General features: G+C 64.3%; 14 protein-coding genes. 5 read left to right on the forward strand and 9 right to left on the reverse strand.

The window, feature by feature from the left end:
* Positions 1 to 52: 52 nt before the first annotated feature.
* Complete coding sequence (locus Aeroheme_RS16940) at positions 53 to 1465, reverse strand: DUF2252 domain-containing protein (RefSeq protein ID WP_411166252.1); 1413 nt, start codon at positions 1463 to 1465, stop codon at positions 53 to 55.
* A gap of 99 nt (positions 1466 to 1564) precedes the next feature.
* On the reverse strand, positions 1565 to 2137 hold the full coding sequence (locus tag Aeroheme_RS16945; protein WP_411166253.1) for a TetR/AcrR family transcriptional regulator: 573 nt from the start codon (positions 2135 to 2137) through the stop codon (positions 1565 to 1567).
* A gap of 168 nt (positions 2138 to 2305) precedes the next feature.
* Between Aeroheme_RS16945 and Aeroheme_RS16950 the strand changes: the two genes are divergently transcribed.
* Both Aeroheme_RS16950 and Aeroheme_RS16955 read left to right on the forward strand, forming a co-directional pair.
* Entirely contained in the window at positions 2306 to 3343 is a 1038-nt protein-coding gene (locus Aeroheme_RS16950; protein ID WP_163149177.1) for an alkene reductase, read from the forward strand.
* A gap of 274 nt (positions 3344 to 3617) precedes the next feature.
* Positions 3618 to 4538, forward strand: coding sequence for a GNAT family N-acetyltransferase (locus Aeroheme_RS16955; RefSeq protein ID WP_411166254.1), 921 nt, complete (start codon positions 3618 to 3620; stop codon positions 4536 to 4538).
* A gap of 93 nt (positions 4539 to 4631) precedes the next feature.
* Here the strand turns inward: Aeroheme_RS16955 and Aeroheme_RS16960 are convergent, their stop codons facing one another.
* From Aeroheme_RS16960 to Aeroheme_RS16975, 4 genes are all read right to left on the reverse strand, one after another.
* Positions 4632 to 5075 (reverse strand): GNAT family N-acetyltransferase, encoded by a 444-nt coding sequence (locus Aeroheme_RS16960; RefSeq protein ID WP_042001766.1) that lies wholly within the window; start codon positions 5073 to 5075, stop codon positions 4632 to 4634.
* Positions 5076 to 5163: 88 nt separating this feature from the next.
* Positions 5164 to 5502, reverse strand: coding sequence for a nuclear transport factor 2 family protein (locus Aeroheme_RS16965; protein ID WP_042001764.1), 339 nt, complete (start codon positions 5500 to 5502; stop codon positions 5164 to 5166).
* 155 nt (positions 5503 to 5657) lie between these two features.
* A complete protein-coding gene (prfC, locus tag Aeroheme_RS16970) occupies positions 5658 to 7247 on the reverse strand; it encodes a peptide chain release factor 3 (RefSeq protein ID WP_411167258.1) in 1590 nt (529 codons plus the stop codon).
* Positions 7248 to 7497: 250 nt separating this feature from the next.
* The gene (locus Aeroheme_RS16975; protein ID WP_411166255.1) at positions 7498 to 9372 is read right to left on the reverse strand and encodes a diguanylate cyclase; all 1875 of its coding nucleotides are present in this window, start codon (positions 9370 to 9372) and stop codon (positions 7498 to 7500) included.
* A gap of 188 nt (positions 9373 to 9560) precedes the next feature.
* On the opposite strand from Aeroheme_RS16975, the gene Aeroheme_RS16980 reads away from it, so the two are divergent.
* Positions 9561 to 10565 (forward strand): diguanylate cyclase domain-containing protein, encoded by a 1005-nt coding sequence (locus Aeroheme_RS16980; RefSeq protein ID WP_411166256.1) that lies wholly within the window; start codon positions 9561 to 9563, stop codon positions 10563 to 10565.
* 13 nt (positions 10566 to 10578) lie between these two features.
* Here Aeroheme_RS16980 and viaA read toward each other — a convergent pair whose 3' ends face one another.
* Positions 10579 to 12033 (reverse strand): ATPase RavA stimulator ViaA, encoded by a 1455-nt coding sequence (gene viaA / locus Aeroheme_RS16985; protein WP_234677796.1) that lies wholly within the window; start codon positions 12031 to 12033, stop codon positions 10579 to 10581.
* 88 nt (positions 12034 to 12121) lie between these two features.
* Positions 12122 to 13729, reverse strand: a complete 1608-nt coding sequence (locus Aeroheme_RS16990) for an ATPase RavA domain-containing protein (protein WP_262113700.1) — start codon at positions 13727 to 13729, stop codon at positions 12122 to 12124.
* A gap of 226 nt (positions 13730 to 13955) precedes the next feature.
* On the opposite strand from Aeroheme_RS16990, the gene Aeroheme_RS16995 reads away from it, so the two are divergent.
* Positions 13956 to 14387 carry a hypothetical protein gene (locus Aeroheme_RS16995; protein WP_411166257.1) on the forward strand — a complete coding sequence of 144 codons (432 nt, stop codon included), beginning with the start codon at positions 13956 to 13958 and terminating at the stop codon, positions 14385 to 14387.
* Between the two features lie 98 nt (positions 14388 to 14485).
* On the forward strand, positions 14486 to 14935 hold the full coding sequence (rimI, locus tag Aeroheme_RS17000) for a ribosomal protein S18-alanine N-acetyltransferase (RefSeq protein ID WP_025325836.1): 450 nt from the start codon (positions 14486 to 14488) through the stop codon (positions 14933 to 14935).
* Between the two features lie 92 nt (positions 14936 to 15027).
* On the opposite strand, the gene Aeroheme_RS17005 is transcribed toward rimI, so the two are convergent.
* Positions 15028 to 15570: a hypothetical protein gene (locus tag Aeroheme_RS17005; RefSeq protein ID WP_163137767.1), complete on the reverse strand. Its 543-nt coding sequence runs from the start codon at positions 15568 to 15570 to the stop codon at positions 15028 to 15030.
* Between the last annotated feature and the right edge of the window lie 168 nt (positions 15571 to 15738).

The raw sequence follows: 15738 nt of genomic DNA on the forward strand, positions 1-15738 counted from the left end.
CCTCGATCAATTCCCTCTCCCTCCGGGAGAGGGCCAGGGTGAGGGGAAGCGTTCACCTCGCCTCTGAGGCGACCGGCAGCTCCCCGCGGGCGATGGCGGCCAGCAGCAGGGCGTGATCGTCCCGGGTGCGCTGGCCGTAGGCCACGGCGAAGTCGGCGATGGCCTCATCCATCACCTCCGACTTGCCGAGGTAGCCGGCGATCTGGGCCGCATCCCCGGACTTGGCATGGGCCAGCGCCAGTGCCCAGCCGCACAGCTGGCAATACTCGACGAAGTGGCGGGGCTTGACCATGCCAGGGGTGATGTCTATGCCCCCCTTCATGTCCCGCAGTTGGCGCACGTAGAAGTGACGGCCCCTGAGATCGCACCAGCCGAGGAAGATATCCGGCGATCCCTGGATCATGCGCTGCCCCCGCACCACCCGCCGCCCCTGGTTGCCGCTGTCGTCTTCCGAGGTGAAATAGGGGGCCAGCACCGAGGGTTGCGCCTCCTTGACCTGCAAGAAGAGGGGATCGTCATCGTCGGCGCCGGTCAGCAGGATAACCCAGCAGCGGGTGCCCACGCTGCCCACCCCCACCACCTTGCGGGCCACGTCCACGACCCTGTAGCGGCGCAGCAGTATGCGCCTGTCCTCTGGCAGGGAGGCGAGATAGGCCTCCAGCAACTCGCCGAGCACCTCATAGACGGGCTCCCCGTCCTCGGTGTGGGTCTCGCGGATGACGAAGGGGTGGAGCTCGCGGATCCTGTGCTGATCGTCCACCAGATCCGTCATCTTGCCGAGCACCTGCAGGTGGTTGCGGCTGCGGGCCTTGGCGAAGGTGGCCTTGACCCTTCTATGGGCATCGACGGAGAAGGCATCGAGCACCGAGGCCTGTTCGATGTGATCGTACCAGACCCTCATAAAGCCCATCTTGCCGTATTCCCGCAGCTTGGTGCGGTAGCCGGTCGCTATCATCCTGGCCGCCTCCCGCTGGCGGGCGGCATCGGCCCCCAGGTACTCGGCCGCCACCAGGGCGCTGGCGGCCAGGCGCTTGAGATCCCACTCCCAGGGGCCGAGATGGGTCTCATCGAAGTCGTTGATGGCCAGCACCAGATTGCGCTCGGCGCTCGCATAGAGGCCGATGTTGGCCACATGCATGTCACCACAGGCCTGAACCATGAGGCCGGAGTGAGGGGTGGCGACGAGATCCCCCGCCATGATGGCGGCCGCACCGCGCAGGAAGGCGAAGGGGGACTCCTGCATCCTGGCATGGCGCACCGGCACCAGCTGCTTCAAGCGAGTGGTGGCCTGGGCCTTGAGCACGGCGATGGGATCCCTGTCATAGGGCGCGGGCGGCAGCCAGGAGTGAGCTTCGCGAGGAAACTGTTCCCGCAGGGCCTTGCCGGCGGCGAACCGCTGCGCGATGGAGAGCCGTGGCGTGGTGAAGTGCGCCAGTATAGCCCGAGACGTTGCCTTTCTGGTCATTCCCTTTCCTCCTGCCGATATCCTCACCATCAAGATGGAAGAGGGGGCAGGCAGGGGCAAGCAGCGGGGACAAATATAGGACCGGGGGCCTGACGGGATTCAGCGCCTGGGGGTCAGGGCCGCCATCAGCTGATCGACGACTGCGCCCAGCAAGGCGCGGTCGGGATGGCACTGGGCGAAGGTCACCAGCCCCTGGATGTTGACCTGCAAGAAGGCGGTCAGGGTGGGGATGTCGCCACCGGGGGCCAGCTCCCCCCGCTCGCTGGCCTGACGCAGCAGCTGCGCCAGGTCGCTTTCCAGCTCGCCATAGATGACCTTGAAGCGCAGGTGCAGCTCTTCGTCCTGCTCCGCCAGCTCCATCAGGGTGCGGGTCAGCAGGCAGGAGCCCTGCAGGGCATCGTCCACCAGCTGGGTGAAGAAGGCCTTCAGCCCGGCCAGCGGGCTCGCCTGATCGAAGCAGCGACGGCGCTGGGCGCCCTTCTCCTGCACATAGTGATCGACCGCCGCCAGCAGCAGGCCCCGTTTGTTGCCAAAGGCGGCATAGAGGCTGCCCGGGTGCAGCCCGGTCGCCGCCACCAGATCCTGCATGGTGGTCTTGGCATAGCCTCTGGCACGAAACGCCTCCATGGCGCTTCGCAGGACAAGGTCCCGATCAAATTCGGCACTGCGCATGGGATCTCCGCTGGCAAGGACCCGGCGTACCGGGGAACAGGGCGGCAAGTTTACCCCAGCAGGCAGGCAAGACCAATCCATGTTGAATGCTTGCTCAAAAAAGACTTGCGTACAAACCAAAAAACGTCTTGAATGCCCATTCAAGAATCACCCCCGAGGACGCTCTGCATGGATACCCTGTTTCAACCTTACCGCCTCAACGGCACCCTCACCCTCGCGAATCGCTTCATGATGGCCCCCCTCACCCGCTGCATGGCGGGCCCGGGACTGGTGCCGACCGCGCAGATGGCCGCCTACTATGGCCGCCGCGCCGACATAGGCCTCATCATCTCCGAAGCCACCATCATTCGCCCGGACGGCCAGGGCTATCCCAACACACCGGGTATCTACAGCCCTGAGCAGATCGCAGGCTGGAAACAGGTCACCGAGGCCGTGCATGCCAAGGGAGGCAAGATCTTCGCCCAGCTGTGGCACGTGGGTCGCCTCTCCCACCCCTTCTTCCACCATGCCGAGGTGCTGGCACCGTCCGCGGTCGCCCATGAAGGCACTGTGCCGCGCATGCGTGAACTGGTGTATCAGGTGCCCCGCGCCCTGACGGTGGCCGAGATTGGCCAGCTGGTCGAGGATTACGCCCAGGCCGCCGCCAACGCTATCGAAGCGGGCTTTGATGGTGTGGAGATCCACGGTGCCAACGGCTACCTCATCGATCAGTTCCTGCACCACTCGAGCAACCTGCGCACCGACCAGTACGGTCAGACCCCTGAGAACATGAGCCGCTTCGCCCTGGAGGTGGTGGACGCCATCAACGCTCGCATCGGCAGCGAGCGGGTGGGCCTGCGCCTCTCCCCCGGCGCCTATGTCCATCTGGCGGGCAGCCCGGCAGATCGCGCCGTGTTCGACCATCTGCTGGCCGAGCTGAACAAGCGTGCCTTGGCCTATCTGCACCTCGGCATCTTCGATGACAGCCTCACCTTCGATTACCTGGATGGCCGCGCCTCCGACTACCTGCGCGCCCACTACGACGGCCACTTGGTGGGGGTCGGCAACTACAGTGCCGAGACCGCCGCCGAGGCGATCCGCGCCGACCGCTTCGACCTCATCGCCATCGGTCGCCCCCTCATCGCCAACCCGGATTACCTGAGCAAGCTCAAGGCCGCCGAGCCCCTGGTGCCCTACTCGGAGGCCATGCTGGCGGAATTGGTATAAACCGCCCGCGCCCTGAGACCGCTCTGTAGCAGGCACCATGCTGTCGAAGCTGGTGCAAGCCGCCAGATCCGAGCCATACACAGGCCGGGCCGCCGTTGCCCGGCCAGCTTGTTCCTGACCAAGGATGGGATCCGCGCCCTGGCGTGGGTTTCCAATGTTTGGGCCCCTCTCCCGGGCCCTTTTTTGTGCCCGTCTTTTGCCTCGAAAAGTAGTTGCCATCAACAACCAGTTGGCTATATTAGTTGCAGGTAACAACCAGAAGGACACTCACAAGATGGATCCCCGCCCCCTGCGCGCCCTGTCACGGGAACTGGTACGCGAACTCGGCATGCTCTCCCAGCAGTGCGGCTCCCTGGCCCTCAGCCCCCTGGAGGCACACCTGCTCATCGAGCTGGAGAGCGGCCCCGCCACCAATCAGCAACTGGCCGAACGGCTGCGCATCGACAAGTCCAATGCCAGCCGCCCCCTGGCCCGCCTCGCAGAGCGGGAGCTGATCGCCTGGCAGCCCCACCCCTCGGACGGGCGCAGCAAGCAGGCGACCCTCACCGGGCTGGGATGCGCGCAACTCCATGATCTACATCGGCAGATGGATGAGGCCATGGCCGAGACCCTGGCCCAGCTCGCCCCCGAGGAGCGCGAGCGGCTCTGGGAGGGCATGCGCCTCTATCGCAGCGCCCTCTCCCGCGCCCGTCGCCAGCAGGGCTATCGCATCAGGCCCATAGCACCTGAGGACAATGCCGCCATCGCCGCCGTGATCCGGGCCGTCTCCGCCGAATACGGCCTCACCGCCGACAAGGGCTACGGGGTGGCGGATCCCAATCTCGACTTCCTCCATGAGACCTATCAGGGCGAGCAGAGCCGTTATTGGGTCATAGAGGGGCCGGACGGCGCCATTCTCGGCGGTGGCGGCATAGCCCCCCTGGCGGGGGAGACAGGGACCTGCGAGCTGCAGAAGATGTACTTTATGCCCGCCCTGCGCGGCCTGGGGCTGGGGCGGCGGCTGGTGCTGCAGGCCCTGGCGGAAGCACGCACCCTCGGATACCTGCGCTGCTATCTGGAAACCACGGCCGATCTGCGGGAAGCCACCAGCCTCTACGAGTCGCTCGGCTTCGAGCACCTGCCTGGCCCGCTGGGTTGCACCGGCCACGACGCCTGCGAGATCTGCATGGTGCTTGAGCTGATGCCGGCAGAGTAAATGTGAGCTCCTATCCCCCTCATCCCCAACCCTTCTCCCGCGAGGGGAGAAGGGAGCAAACAAGTTGCCTATGAACGGTGCCCTCTGTCTCACCTAAACCCGTTGGGTGTAGTGATCAAAGGCGATGACCTTCTGATATCCCTCTGATTCGTAGAGAGATTTGGCAGGATGATTGGATACGGCTGTGGCCAGCTTTACAGTCAGCGCGTCTGTCTCTTTGGCAAAGCTGGCCACCCGTTTTAACAGGGCTCGCGCCACTCCCTGCTGGCGGGCTGACTCGATGACAAAGAGATCGTTGAGGTACCACATCCGCTTCATGGCAACGGATGAGAATGCCGGGTAAAGCTGGGTAAAACCGATGCTTTCACCCATCTCATTTCGAGCAAGAAAGATGACTGAATCGGCAGCCTCGAGGCGTTCGGCAATGAAGCGGGTAGCGGCGCTATTATCCGGCGCCTGCCCATAAAACTGACGGTAGGCATCAAACAGGTTGCTGGTTTCTTCAAGATGGGCCGGGGTGGCCCGGATAATGTGCATTCAATGTCCTTATTGAAGTTTTTCCGAAATCCCATGACCAAGAGGAACGTATATTGGCGCCGTATGGAGAAATAGTTAGATATTCGGATCAAGAGGGGAAATAGAACCAGGCGGTCTTGATAACGGCGCCCTCTACCTCGAATACCGCCACGCTCTCGATGGGCTCAGGGGAGAGACCATAAATCAGCTCGTGATCGAACACCTTGTTGCCGAGCAGGGTTCTGGAAAGCAGCTCGGCCCGCAAGGCCGGGTTGTTGAATCTGTGCTCGGCATAGAAGCTCCGGAGCGCCCCCTTGCCGACTGTGCTCGGGGTCTCGGTCGGCATGCGATAGCCTTTGAAATCCTCGGCAAAGCAGGCCAGGAAGGCGTCGATGTCGTGGGCATTGTAGGCATCAAACTGTGCCTCGACAGGCAGAGTGACGGACATATCCATCTCCAAGAATGAAATTTAAATCACTTATCCGTTATTTTTATTCAACCATCAACCCCCGGATGGGGATCGCCTCCCGAAAGCGCACATAACAAGAGACCCCGCCTAGGCGGGGTCTTTTTTTTGTCAGCCAACAGGCAAAGAGGTCGTTATCAGTGCTCGCGGGTCTGGCGGAACTGAACGTCCGGGTGACGCTCCTGGGACAGGCGCAGGTTGACCATGGTCGGCGCTATGTAGGTGAGGTTGTCACCGCCATCCAGCGCCAGGTTGACCTCGTTCTTGCGCTTGAACTCCTCGAACTTCTTGACGTCGGTCCCTTCCACCCAGCGGGCGGTGGAGACGTTGACCGCCTCGTAGATGGCCTCGACGTTGTACTCGCTCTTCAGGCGCGAGACCACCACATCGAACTGCAGCACACCGACGGCACCGACGATGAGATCGTTGCTGATGAGCGGACGGAACACCTGCACGGCGCCCTCTTCGGAGAGCTGAACCAGCCCCTTGAGCAGTTGCTTCTGCTTGAGGGGGTCGCGCAGACGGATACGGCGGAACAGTTCCGGTGCGAAGTTCGGGATACCGGTGAACTTGAGATCCTCACCCTGGGTGAAGGTGTCGCCGATCTGGATGGTGCCGTGGTTGTGCAGACCGATAATGTCACCGGCACAGGCTTCGACGGCCTGCTCGCGGTCACCGGCCATGAAGGTGACGGCGTCGGAGATGTTCACATCCTTGCCGATGCGCACGTGGCGCATCTTCATGCCCTTGGAGTAGGTGCCGGACACTATGCGCATAAAGGCGATACGGTCGCGGTGCTTGGGATCCATGTTCGCCTGGATCTTGAACACGAAACCGGAGAACTTCTCCTCGGTCGCCACCACTTCGCGGCTCTCTGCCTTGCGCGGCATGGGGGACGGTGCCCAGTCGGTCAGACCATCCAGCATGTGGTCGACGCCGAAGTTGCCAAGGGCGGTACCGAAGAAGACAGGGGTCATCTCGCCGGCGATGAAGGCCTCGTGATCGAACTCGGGAGAGGCGCCCTGCACCAGCTCCAGTTCGCCGCGCAGCTGGGCAGCCAGATCTTCACCTATGGCGGCGTCCAGCTCAGGGTTGTTCAGCCCCTTGACCACTCGCTTCTCCTGGATGGTATGGCCCTGACCGGTCTGGTACAGATAGGTCTCGTCCTTGTAGAGGTGGTAGACCCCCTTGAAGGACTTGCCGCAGCCGATGGGCCAGGTGATGGGGGCGCACATGATCTTCAGCTCGCGCTCCACCTCGTCCATTACCTCCATGGGATCGCGCACTTCGCGGTCCAGCTTGTTCATGAAGGTGAGGATGGGGGTATCGCGCAGCCGGGTCACTTCCATCAGCTTGCGGGTCCGATCTTCGACACCCTTGGCGGCGTCGATGACCATCAGGCAGCAGTCGACCGCCGTCAGAGTACGGTAGGTATCTTCGGAGAAGTCCTCGTGACCCGGGGTGTCGAGCAGGTTGACCAGACAGTCCGCATAGGGGAACTGCATCACCGAGGTGGTGATGGAGATGCCGCGCTGCTTCTCCATCTCCATCCAGTCGGATTTGGCGTGCTGGCCCGAGCCACGGCCCTTGACGGTACCGGCACGCTGTATGGCCTGTCCGAACAGCAGGACTTTTTCGGTGATGGTGGTTTTACCCGCATCCGGGTGCGAGATGATCGCAAAAGTGCGTCTCTTTGAGACTTCACTCAGAAATTCAGCTGACATAATTCGACGTTCTTCTATTGAGCGGCGGCCTTGGCCCCCGTGGGAATAAATGCGGGACAGCACCTTGGGATCAGGGCTCCCATGCAGACAACGACGCCACGCAGCCGGGTCATGGAACCCGCAGGTGGAAAAAGGAGGAGCGCTGCGTTACATGGGCCTTCTCGCCTGAGTCAAAGCAAAATTGCGCGACATTATACCCGCGCGAGTGAAAAATACCCAGCCCGGCATGAGGGGTCAGAAGGCCGGTTCGGGATCAGGCCGCCTTCACCACCCGGTTGCGCCCCGCCAGCTTGGCAGCATACATGGCCTCGTCGGCCCGCCGTATCAGCTCCCCGAGATTGTCATCCTCTGCCCTGTACTCGGCACAGCCGATGCTGACGTGGATGGGGTGATCCTCAGGCACTCCCTCGATGACGAGGCGGGAGACCGCAATCCTGACCCGCTCCGCCACCTCGGCCGCCTCCTCAAGCTCGGTATCGGGCAGCAGCACCAGAAACTCCTCCCCTCCGTTGCGCCCTACCCTGTCCAGGCTGCGCACCTGCTCCTCGATGCAATGGGCCACCGCAGTCAGCACCTGATCCCCCACCTGGTGGCCGAGCCGGTCGTTCACCTTCTTGAAGTGATCTATGTCCAGCAGCAGCACGCACAGGGGTTTGCCGCTCTCGCGCGCCTGGCTGAACCATTTGCGCCCCTTGGCCTGGATCTGACGCCGGTTGTGAATGCCCGTCAGCTCGTCCGTCATGGCGAGGTGCTGCATCTTGCGGGTGCGGCTGCGCTGATGGAGCACCAGTACCCCCATGACCAGCAACGACAGGACCACCACCAGATATTGCCAGTAGCGCCGCTCCTGCAACTGCTTGAGCTTTTCTGCCTGCAACTGCTGGCTGGATCTGAGGTTCTGGTTCTCCAGCTCCTTGCGCGCCAGATCGAACTCGAAGCGCATCTGCAGGGCCCGCTGCTCCCGCAGCCGCTGATCCAGTGCATGACGGGTCTGCACGAAGGCCTTGAGGCTGGCCAGGGCCTCCGCGATCCGCCCCTGATGCTCCAGCACCCGGGCGCGCACCTCGTGCACCCAGGCGAGGAAGCGCAGGTTCTGCTCCCGGGCAAAAATCGGCTCGGCCTCGTCCAGGTGCCGCAGCGCCTCGGCCGGTTTGCCCATGGCATCCAGCGCGGTGGCCATGACGATGTGCCAGTGGCCCAGAGTCACGCTGTCCGCCCCCTCCCCCTGATGCAGCAAGGTGGCGGCCTGTTCCAGCTTGGCCATGGCCTGCGCCGTCTTGCCCTGCCTGAGCAATATGGTGGCCAGCTCTATCCTGCTCCAGGCCAGCACACCGTCCTGCCGCTGCGCCTCATAGTAGCGCTCGGCCTCCACCATCAGGGGCAGCGCCTTGTCGTACTCTGCGGTGTCCACATAGAGCAGCCCCTGCTGGGTGTGAATATCCACCAGCCGCTCCTGATCCCCCAGCGTCCGGTAGTCGTGCTCCAGCTCCTGGAAATAGCCCTCGGCCCGCTCGAAGAGTCCCATCCGGCGATAGGCATTGGCGATCCTGGCCAGCACCTCGCGCCCCTTGCTCTCCAGCCCCAGGGTCTCGTAACGGCGATGGGCATCGATAAGCTCCATCAGCCCTTCGGCCAGCTCCCCCTGGTAGGAGTACATCTCCCCCCGCAAGTTGAGGATGTCCGCCCGCTGCCGCTCATCCCCCAGCCTGCGCGCCAGGGTCAGGGCTGCGTCGTAGTCCTGCCGCGCCTCGTCCATGTTGCCGAGCAGTTGCTGATGATAACCGCGACAGGCGAGCAGGCCGCTCTCGGTGACCCTGTCCTTGCGGCCCCTCACCTCAGCCAGCGCCTTGTCGGCAAACTGCACGGCGCGCAGGAACTCCTCGTCCCGCTCGCTCGGCTGGGCCCAGCACTGCAGGCGGGCGATGCGCCCCTGCACCTCGGGCGGGTAGTCATCGACATGGGCAACCAGGGCGGCGACACGGTCGCGAAACACCTGCTGGGGCGGGGCATCATCTTCCAGCTGCTGCAGCTCCAGGGACAGCGCGGGTTCGGTCAGCCGGGGGGACACAGCGAAGGCGGGTGTCACTCCCAGCCATAACAGCAGGCTAATGCCCGTCAGGATCTTCATGCAGATTCAGTCTCCCCGTTCGATGGCCCGGACGCCGTGCCCACCGCCCCAATCATATCCCTCCTTGTCATGGGCGCACAGCCACGGCATGCATTGCCGTGTCAGCGCTCACTCCTGCTATCTCATTCTTTACAGAAGGAAAGTCTGCATCGACTATAAGCGAACTGACACAAGGGAAGGGATGATGAATGACCTACGAGGAGCTGCGGGAGGCTTACGACAGGTTGTTGCTGGAGAACGAGCGCCTCAGACGCATCGCGGATGACGCACGGGAGAAGCTGGATGCCGCCATGGACGGCACAGGCCTGTGCATCTGGCAGAACCATGTTCCCACCGGCAAGCTCATCATCTTCAACCGGCGCTGGGGATCCATGCTCGGCTATCAGCCCAAGGAGCTGTCCGCCCACTTCGACATCTGGCGCGAGCATCTGCACCCGGAAGACAGGGAGCGGGTGCTGCAAGCCTTCTTCGACCACCTGGAGGGCAAGAGCCCCTTCTATCAGGTGATGCACAGGATGATCGGCAAGGATGGCAAGACCACCTGGGTGCTGGACCGCGGCCGGGTGGTGGAGCGGGATGAGGAGGGCAACGCCATCCGGGTGATGGGCACCCACATCGACATCACCCACGAGAAGGAGTACGAGCAGCAGCTGGCCCAGCTCGCCCACCGGGATCCCCTCACCGGCCTGCTCAATCGCACCGCCATGCACCGCCAGTTCCCGGGGGAGCACAGGGCCATCTGCTTCATCGATCTCGATGACTTCAAGCAGGTGAACGACAACCTGGGCCACCGCGCCGGGGACGAGCTGCTGGTGGCCCTCAGCCAGCGGCTGCGTCACTGCTGCGGTGAGGAGGTCAGGCTGGGTCGGCTTGGGGGGGATGAGTTCGTGCTGCTGCTGCCCTGGCCCAGCGAGGATCCCAGGACCAGCCACCTGGCCCGCCAGTGTGTCGACACCATAGCCACCCCGTTCGAGCTGCCCAATGGGGAGGCGGCCGTGGGCATGAGCATGGGAATAGCGGCCATCCGGCCCCAGGATGACTTCAGCACGGCGCTGGCCCGGGCCGATCAGGCCATGTACAGGGTCAAGCGCAGCGGCAAACGGGGATTCTATATCGCCAGGCCAAGCGGCCAGCCGCTGCTGGATCAGGATCAGGTCAGCGAACGGGGCCTCTACCACAGGCAAGGTGGCTGACGCCGACCTGCCCCTAGCTGCGTTGCCAGCGCCTGAGCAACCGGCCCCGCAGGCCGCAGTCCAGCAACCAGCTATTGTCGAACACCCGCAGGATGGCCGACTTGGCGTGCCTAGACATGGCGACGGCGTGGAAGCGGGTCTGCTGCGCTCGCCGCCGGTTCATCCGATCGAGCAGGGCATGGGGCAGGCTCTGGGCGATGAAGTCGGAGATCACCAGCACGTCCGCCTTGGCAAAATCCGGTTGATCCAGCTGCACCAGCGCCTGCTCCAGGCAAGGCACCAGATCGGTGCCGCCGTGGAAGCTCATGGAGAGGAAGCGCTCCGCCTTGTCCAGACCCGTGTCTGCGGTGATCTCCAGGGTCGCCACCTCGGTGGAAAATAACATTAGATAGCAGCCCCGCTTCTCGTCCATCGCCAGCTTGAGCAGGGCGAGGAAGAGCGCCTTGGCGCACTCCTCCGGATAGCCCCCCATGGAACCCGAGGTATCGACGCAGACGATGAAGGGGCCCCGCGGCTGCACCTCCTGCCCGCCCTGCTCCGGGGAGCGCTGCATCAGCCGCTGGCGCGGCAGGGTGCCGCGAGACTGATAGCTCAGCAGGCGCCGCTCCAGATAGCGGCGATAGAACTCCAGCTCCAGCTCCGGCAGGGCCAGCATCACGGCCTCGCTCGGCAAGAGCCGCATCAGATCGCTGGCCGGGTGCACCCCCACCAGATCGTCAGGCACGTCGTCGGTCTGCACCTCTTCCAGCTCGTGCATGGGCACAGGGGGCAGCGTCCGGGTGTCGGTCCGCCGATCCCGCTCGCTGCGCCCCAGCAGCGCCGCTATCTCCCCCAGCAGGGGTTCGCGCTGCAACATGCGGGCATATTGCTGCACCAGCACCAGGCTGCGCTTGTGCCAGCTGCCCTGGGCCAGATCCCAGAGTCCACCCGCCGAGATCTGGTGCGGGTCCAGGGCGTCGGCCAGGGTCCGGTTCGCCAGCAACTGATCTTCTATCTCCTGGCGCTGCTTCTCCCGCTCCGCTTCGGCGATCTGCTGCTGCAACTGCAGCAGGCTACCCACCAGGCTGGCCCGCCACTTCTCCACGAACAGCTGACGCAGCCCCTCGGTCGGTTGCACCATGATCTGGCGCACCAGGCTGCGGGCATCCCCGGCGAAGGGGCTGTGCTGCTCCAGCGCCTCCAGCAGGGCCGGCAGCCGCCCCACCAGCTCGGGCAAAGGCAGCAATCTGTGGGACTGATAGAGCAGGTACTCTCGTTCGAGGGCCACCGGCACCGGCTTGTGGCGCATCTCCTCGCCGAGCTGCTCGCTCCAGTGCTGGATGCGTTTTTTCAGCAGCTTGCCCTGCAGCGGGGAGCGTTTGAGGAATTCGGAGATCTTGGGGGTGGACGCCAGCAGCAGTGCCATCTCCCCCGCCAGCTCCCCCTCACCTATGAGGAGCCCCAGATCCATCATGCCGATCTCTAGCATGGGCACTCCCTATGCAAGGGACGCACAAAGCCATGCTGTCGGTGCGGCAGGTGGCCAGGCGCTTGGGGCCACGTCAGTCCAGAGAGCATCAGGCATCCAGCCTGGGCAGGCGATCCCGCCACTGCTGCAGCTCCTCACCCAGCCGCTCCAGATCCCGGTTCAGCACGAAGAAGCTGTCCTCCACCTGGCGCAACCAGTGCTCCCCGACAAAGAGATGGGGCTGGTGACGATCGAACAGGCTGCGCTGCCCCTTGAGGCTCTGCTGCACCCGGACAACCTGGCTCGCCAGCTCACCGAGCTCGGCTTGCCAGGGTGCAGTCACCACCTCGGGGATGGGGGTTCGCTCCACCAGCACCAGGGGCACGGGCTGGCGCTGGACATCCAGCACGTGCAGCCGCAGCTGTTCGTCGAGCACCAGCTCGTAGTGCCCCTCCTTGGGGTTGCCAAGGGGCCAGCCCACCAGCGCCTCACCGTTGGGGTGCCAGTGGGAGAGCAGGGTGCGATCGAAGGTGAGGGTCTCGGTCAGCCGCTCGGGATCCCCGCCATCCAGGGGCGCCGGGGTGAGCAGCTGGAAGTGCACCTGCTTGCCGAAGGGTTTGGCGTTGGCGAGCGGCAACTCGATGCCGCGGGCGCGGCGGCCGAACCACTGCTTGCGCTTGACCGCCTTGCAGGCGAGGCGCTGGGCGACGGCCCCCCTCAACTGCTTGAAGCGCTCGCGCAGGGCCAGCAGCTCGCGGGTCAGCACCAGTTGCTGGTAGCCGTAGAGGCGGGAGAACTCGCCGATCATCTCCAGCAAGGCGGTGCGGGAAGCCTCGTCGTGCCAGAGGCAATCCTTGAACAGCAGCAGATCCAGCGGAGCCACTTCGTCGCGGCCGTTGAAGAAGGCGCTCGCCTTGATCAGCCTCACCGCCTTCTTCCAGCGCCGATCCGACACATAGCAGCCGTGACCCAGCTGACTGTCGAGCTGCTGGCGCAGCTGGTAGATGAGCTCGAAGCAGGCGTCGGGCAGGCGCACCTGCTCGATCTCCTCCTGCCAGGCGTCGTACTCCTCCCCCCGGATCTGCACCGAGGGGGGCAGGTTCTGGTGGGATTGGCCATCGCTCGCCAGCATGGCCTGGAAGTTGGACTTCTCCTGCACCCTGTCCATCCAGATCCGCACCAGCATGCGATCGTAGAGCGCCTCCAGCCCGCTGTCCGGGGCGGGCAATTCGTTGGAGGCGGTCACCAGCAACCGCATGGGAATGGGGTGCTGGCTGTCGCCGTTGCGGAACTGCCGCTCGTTGATGGCGGTGAGCAGGGTGTTGAGGATGGCCGGGCCCGCCTTCCAGATCTCGTCGAGGAAGACCACCTCGGCCTCCGGCAGGTAGCCATGAGTCAGCCTCAGGTACTTGCCATCCTCCTTGAGCGCCTGGATGGAGAGGGGGCCGAACACCTCCTCCGGCGTGCTGAAGCGGGTCATCAGGTATTCGAAGTGGCGGGCATCGTGAAAGGCGAGCTTGAGGCGCCGGGCGATCAGGCTCTTGGCGATGCCGGGTGGGCCCAGCAGGAAGACGCTCTCGCCACTCAAGGCCGCCAGCAGGCCGAGCCGCAGGGCATCCTGGCGCTCATAGAGCCCCTCCCCGAGGGCGGCCAGCAGCCGTGGCAGGCGCTCATGGATGGGGGTGGCACGAACAGTATTCTGGGCTAAAGGCGGCATAGGCACAGTTCCGAAGCTGGTATTGTCATCAGTGTCTGCGGGGTCCGGCCTCAGGCCCCGCCTCACTGTCATGGTCTGTTGAATCTGTTCATCCCGCGGTCGGAGTCGGGATCCTGCACGGCCCTGGCGGGACAATCCCGGCACGCAAGGGGGTGCAGCAAAACCTGCGAGAGTGTACTCTGCGCATCAGAATTTACCCCAACGCAGATCAAGAGTGAGCCTTCGCATGCAAGATCCCCTGCTGGACCCACTGCGTCAGCGCATCCTGGCCAGGATGGGCATCCCCCTCTGGCAACTGAGAGCCCAAGGCCTGCCAGGCAAATCGGCAGAAGCTGCGGCAACCCAGCCGCCGGTAAACATGGCGGCAGAGGATGCGGCGACCCCACGCCAGCCGGTGGCCGTGCCGACCGGCAAGCTGTGGCTGCAGGCCGAGGCGCTGCCCGCGCCCTCCCTGCTCGGGGATATCTGCCAGTGGCTCGGCATAGGCACGGACGAGGTCTCCTTGCTCGGCGAGCTGCCCGAGGGGATGACGCCCCCCCTGCTCTGGCTGACGGCCCCGGATCCGCGCTGGCCCCATGCCCTCGTCTGCCCGCTCAAGCCCAGCGCGGCGCACAAGCGCGCCCTGTGGCAGCAATGCCGGCAGCGCCAGCCCGGTTGAAGCGGCCAGCCGCCAACCCCCTTGAAGCCACGACCATGGCATGACCATGCCGTCCGTCGCAAGTCCGAATCCCGTCCGGAGTAACCATGTCTGACCTCTTGCCCAGCTTCCGTCCCCTGCTCGAATCCGATTTCGATGCCATCTATCCCATAGAGCAGGCCGCCCACCAGGAGCCCTGGAGCCAGGCCAACCTGCTCTCCTGCTTCGGGCCGCGCTATCTCAATGGACTGATGCTGGTGGAAGGCCGCCCCGCCGGTTTCTATATCTCGGATCTGGTGGCGGGAGACAGCTCCCTGATGAACATCTGCGTGCACCCCGAGTTTCAGGGCAAGGGGCTGGGCCGGGCGCTGCTGAAAGAGTATCTGGCCCGCAGCAAGGGGAAGGGGGCCGAGGCCTGGTTCCTGGAGGTGCGGGCGGGCAACCGCACCGCCATCGGCCTCTACGAGAGCGAGGGGTTTGCCGAGTATTGCCGCCGCGCCGACTACTACGGCACCGGGCAGGATCGGGAAGACGCCGTGCTGATGTCCCGCCTGTTCGACTTCGGCTGATCCCCCGGCTTGGGCCGGGAGGCCGCCCGCCACGGACAAGGGGACATGCCGTCCCCTTGTCGCTCTCCTCATCCCTACACCCCGGTCACCCCTCAGGGCAGGGGGGCATTGTCGATGGCGGGGTCCTCCAGGCTGAGGGTGACCCTCAGCACCGCCTCGAAGGCCGCCCCCGAGAGCGGCATGAAGAAGCCGCGCCCGTAGGTGACGCCGGGCATCCAGATCTGCTGGATATCCACCACCACCTTGATGGGCCTAAGCGGTTCCCCCGGTCGCTGCACATAGATGCCGGGCGCTGTCGCCACCTGCGGGAAGCGCCGCAGTATGTGCTCGCTGCCGTCCCCCGCATCCGGGTTGAGCCGCACCTTGGCCAGCCCCGCCAGGGCGGACTGCATCTCGGGGGCACGCCACAGCTCGTTATCGAGCGCCTTGCAGCGTCGGCATTTGGCGCGCTCTATCACGTAGAGCAATGGGTATCCTTCCCTCAGCGCCAGCCGCTGCGCCTGCTCATAGCCCTCGGCCCCGCTCAGCCAGGGATTGTCCTGCCCCTCAGACCCACCAAGGACAAACCAGAGTGCACCGGCTCCCGCCAGCAGCAACAACATGCCCGTCAGCAGACTCTTGACTCCGATCCCCATCGCGCACCTCCCTGAATGAATCCGACCCTCGTCCTTATCATGCCTGACTCTCCCCGAGTTGACGACTTTGTGATCCAGGACAAATGGCGCACACTTGTAAGCCGTAATGTTAGAGTTTAAACTCCAGCCCCGATTTTAGTGCCCCTGCGGGCGCACAACTGTTACTTG

This window comes from Aeromonas sp. DSM 116730 (assembly GCF_046581335.1).
In the GTDB taxonomy this organism is placed as follows: Bacteria; Pseudomonadota; Gammaproteobacteria; order Enterobacterales; family Aeromonadaceae; genus Aeromonas; species Aeromonas rivipollensis.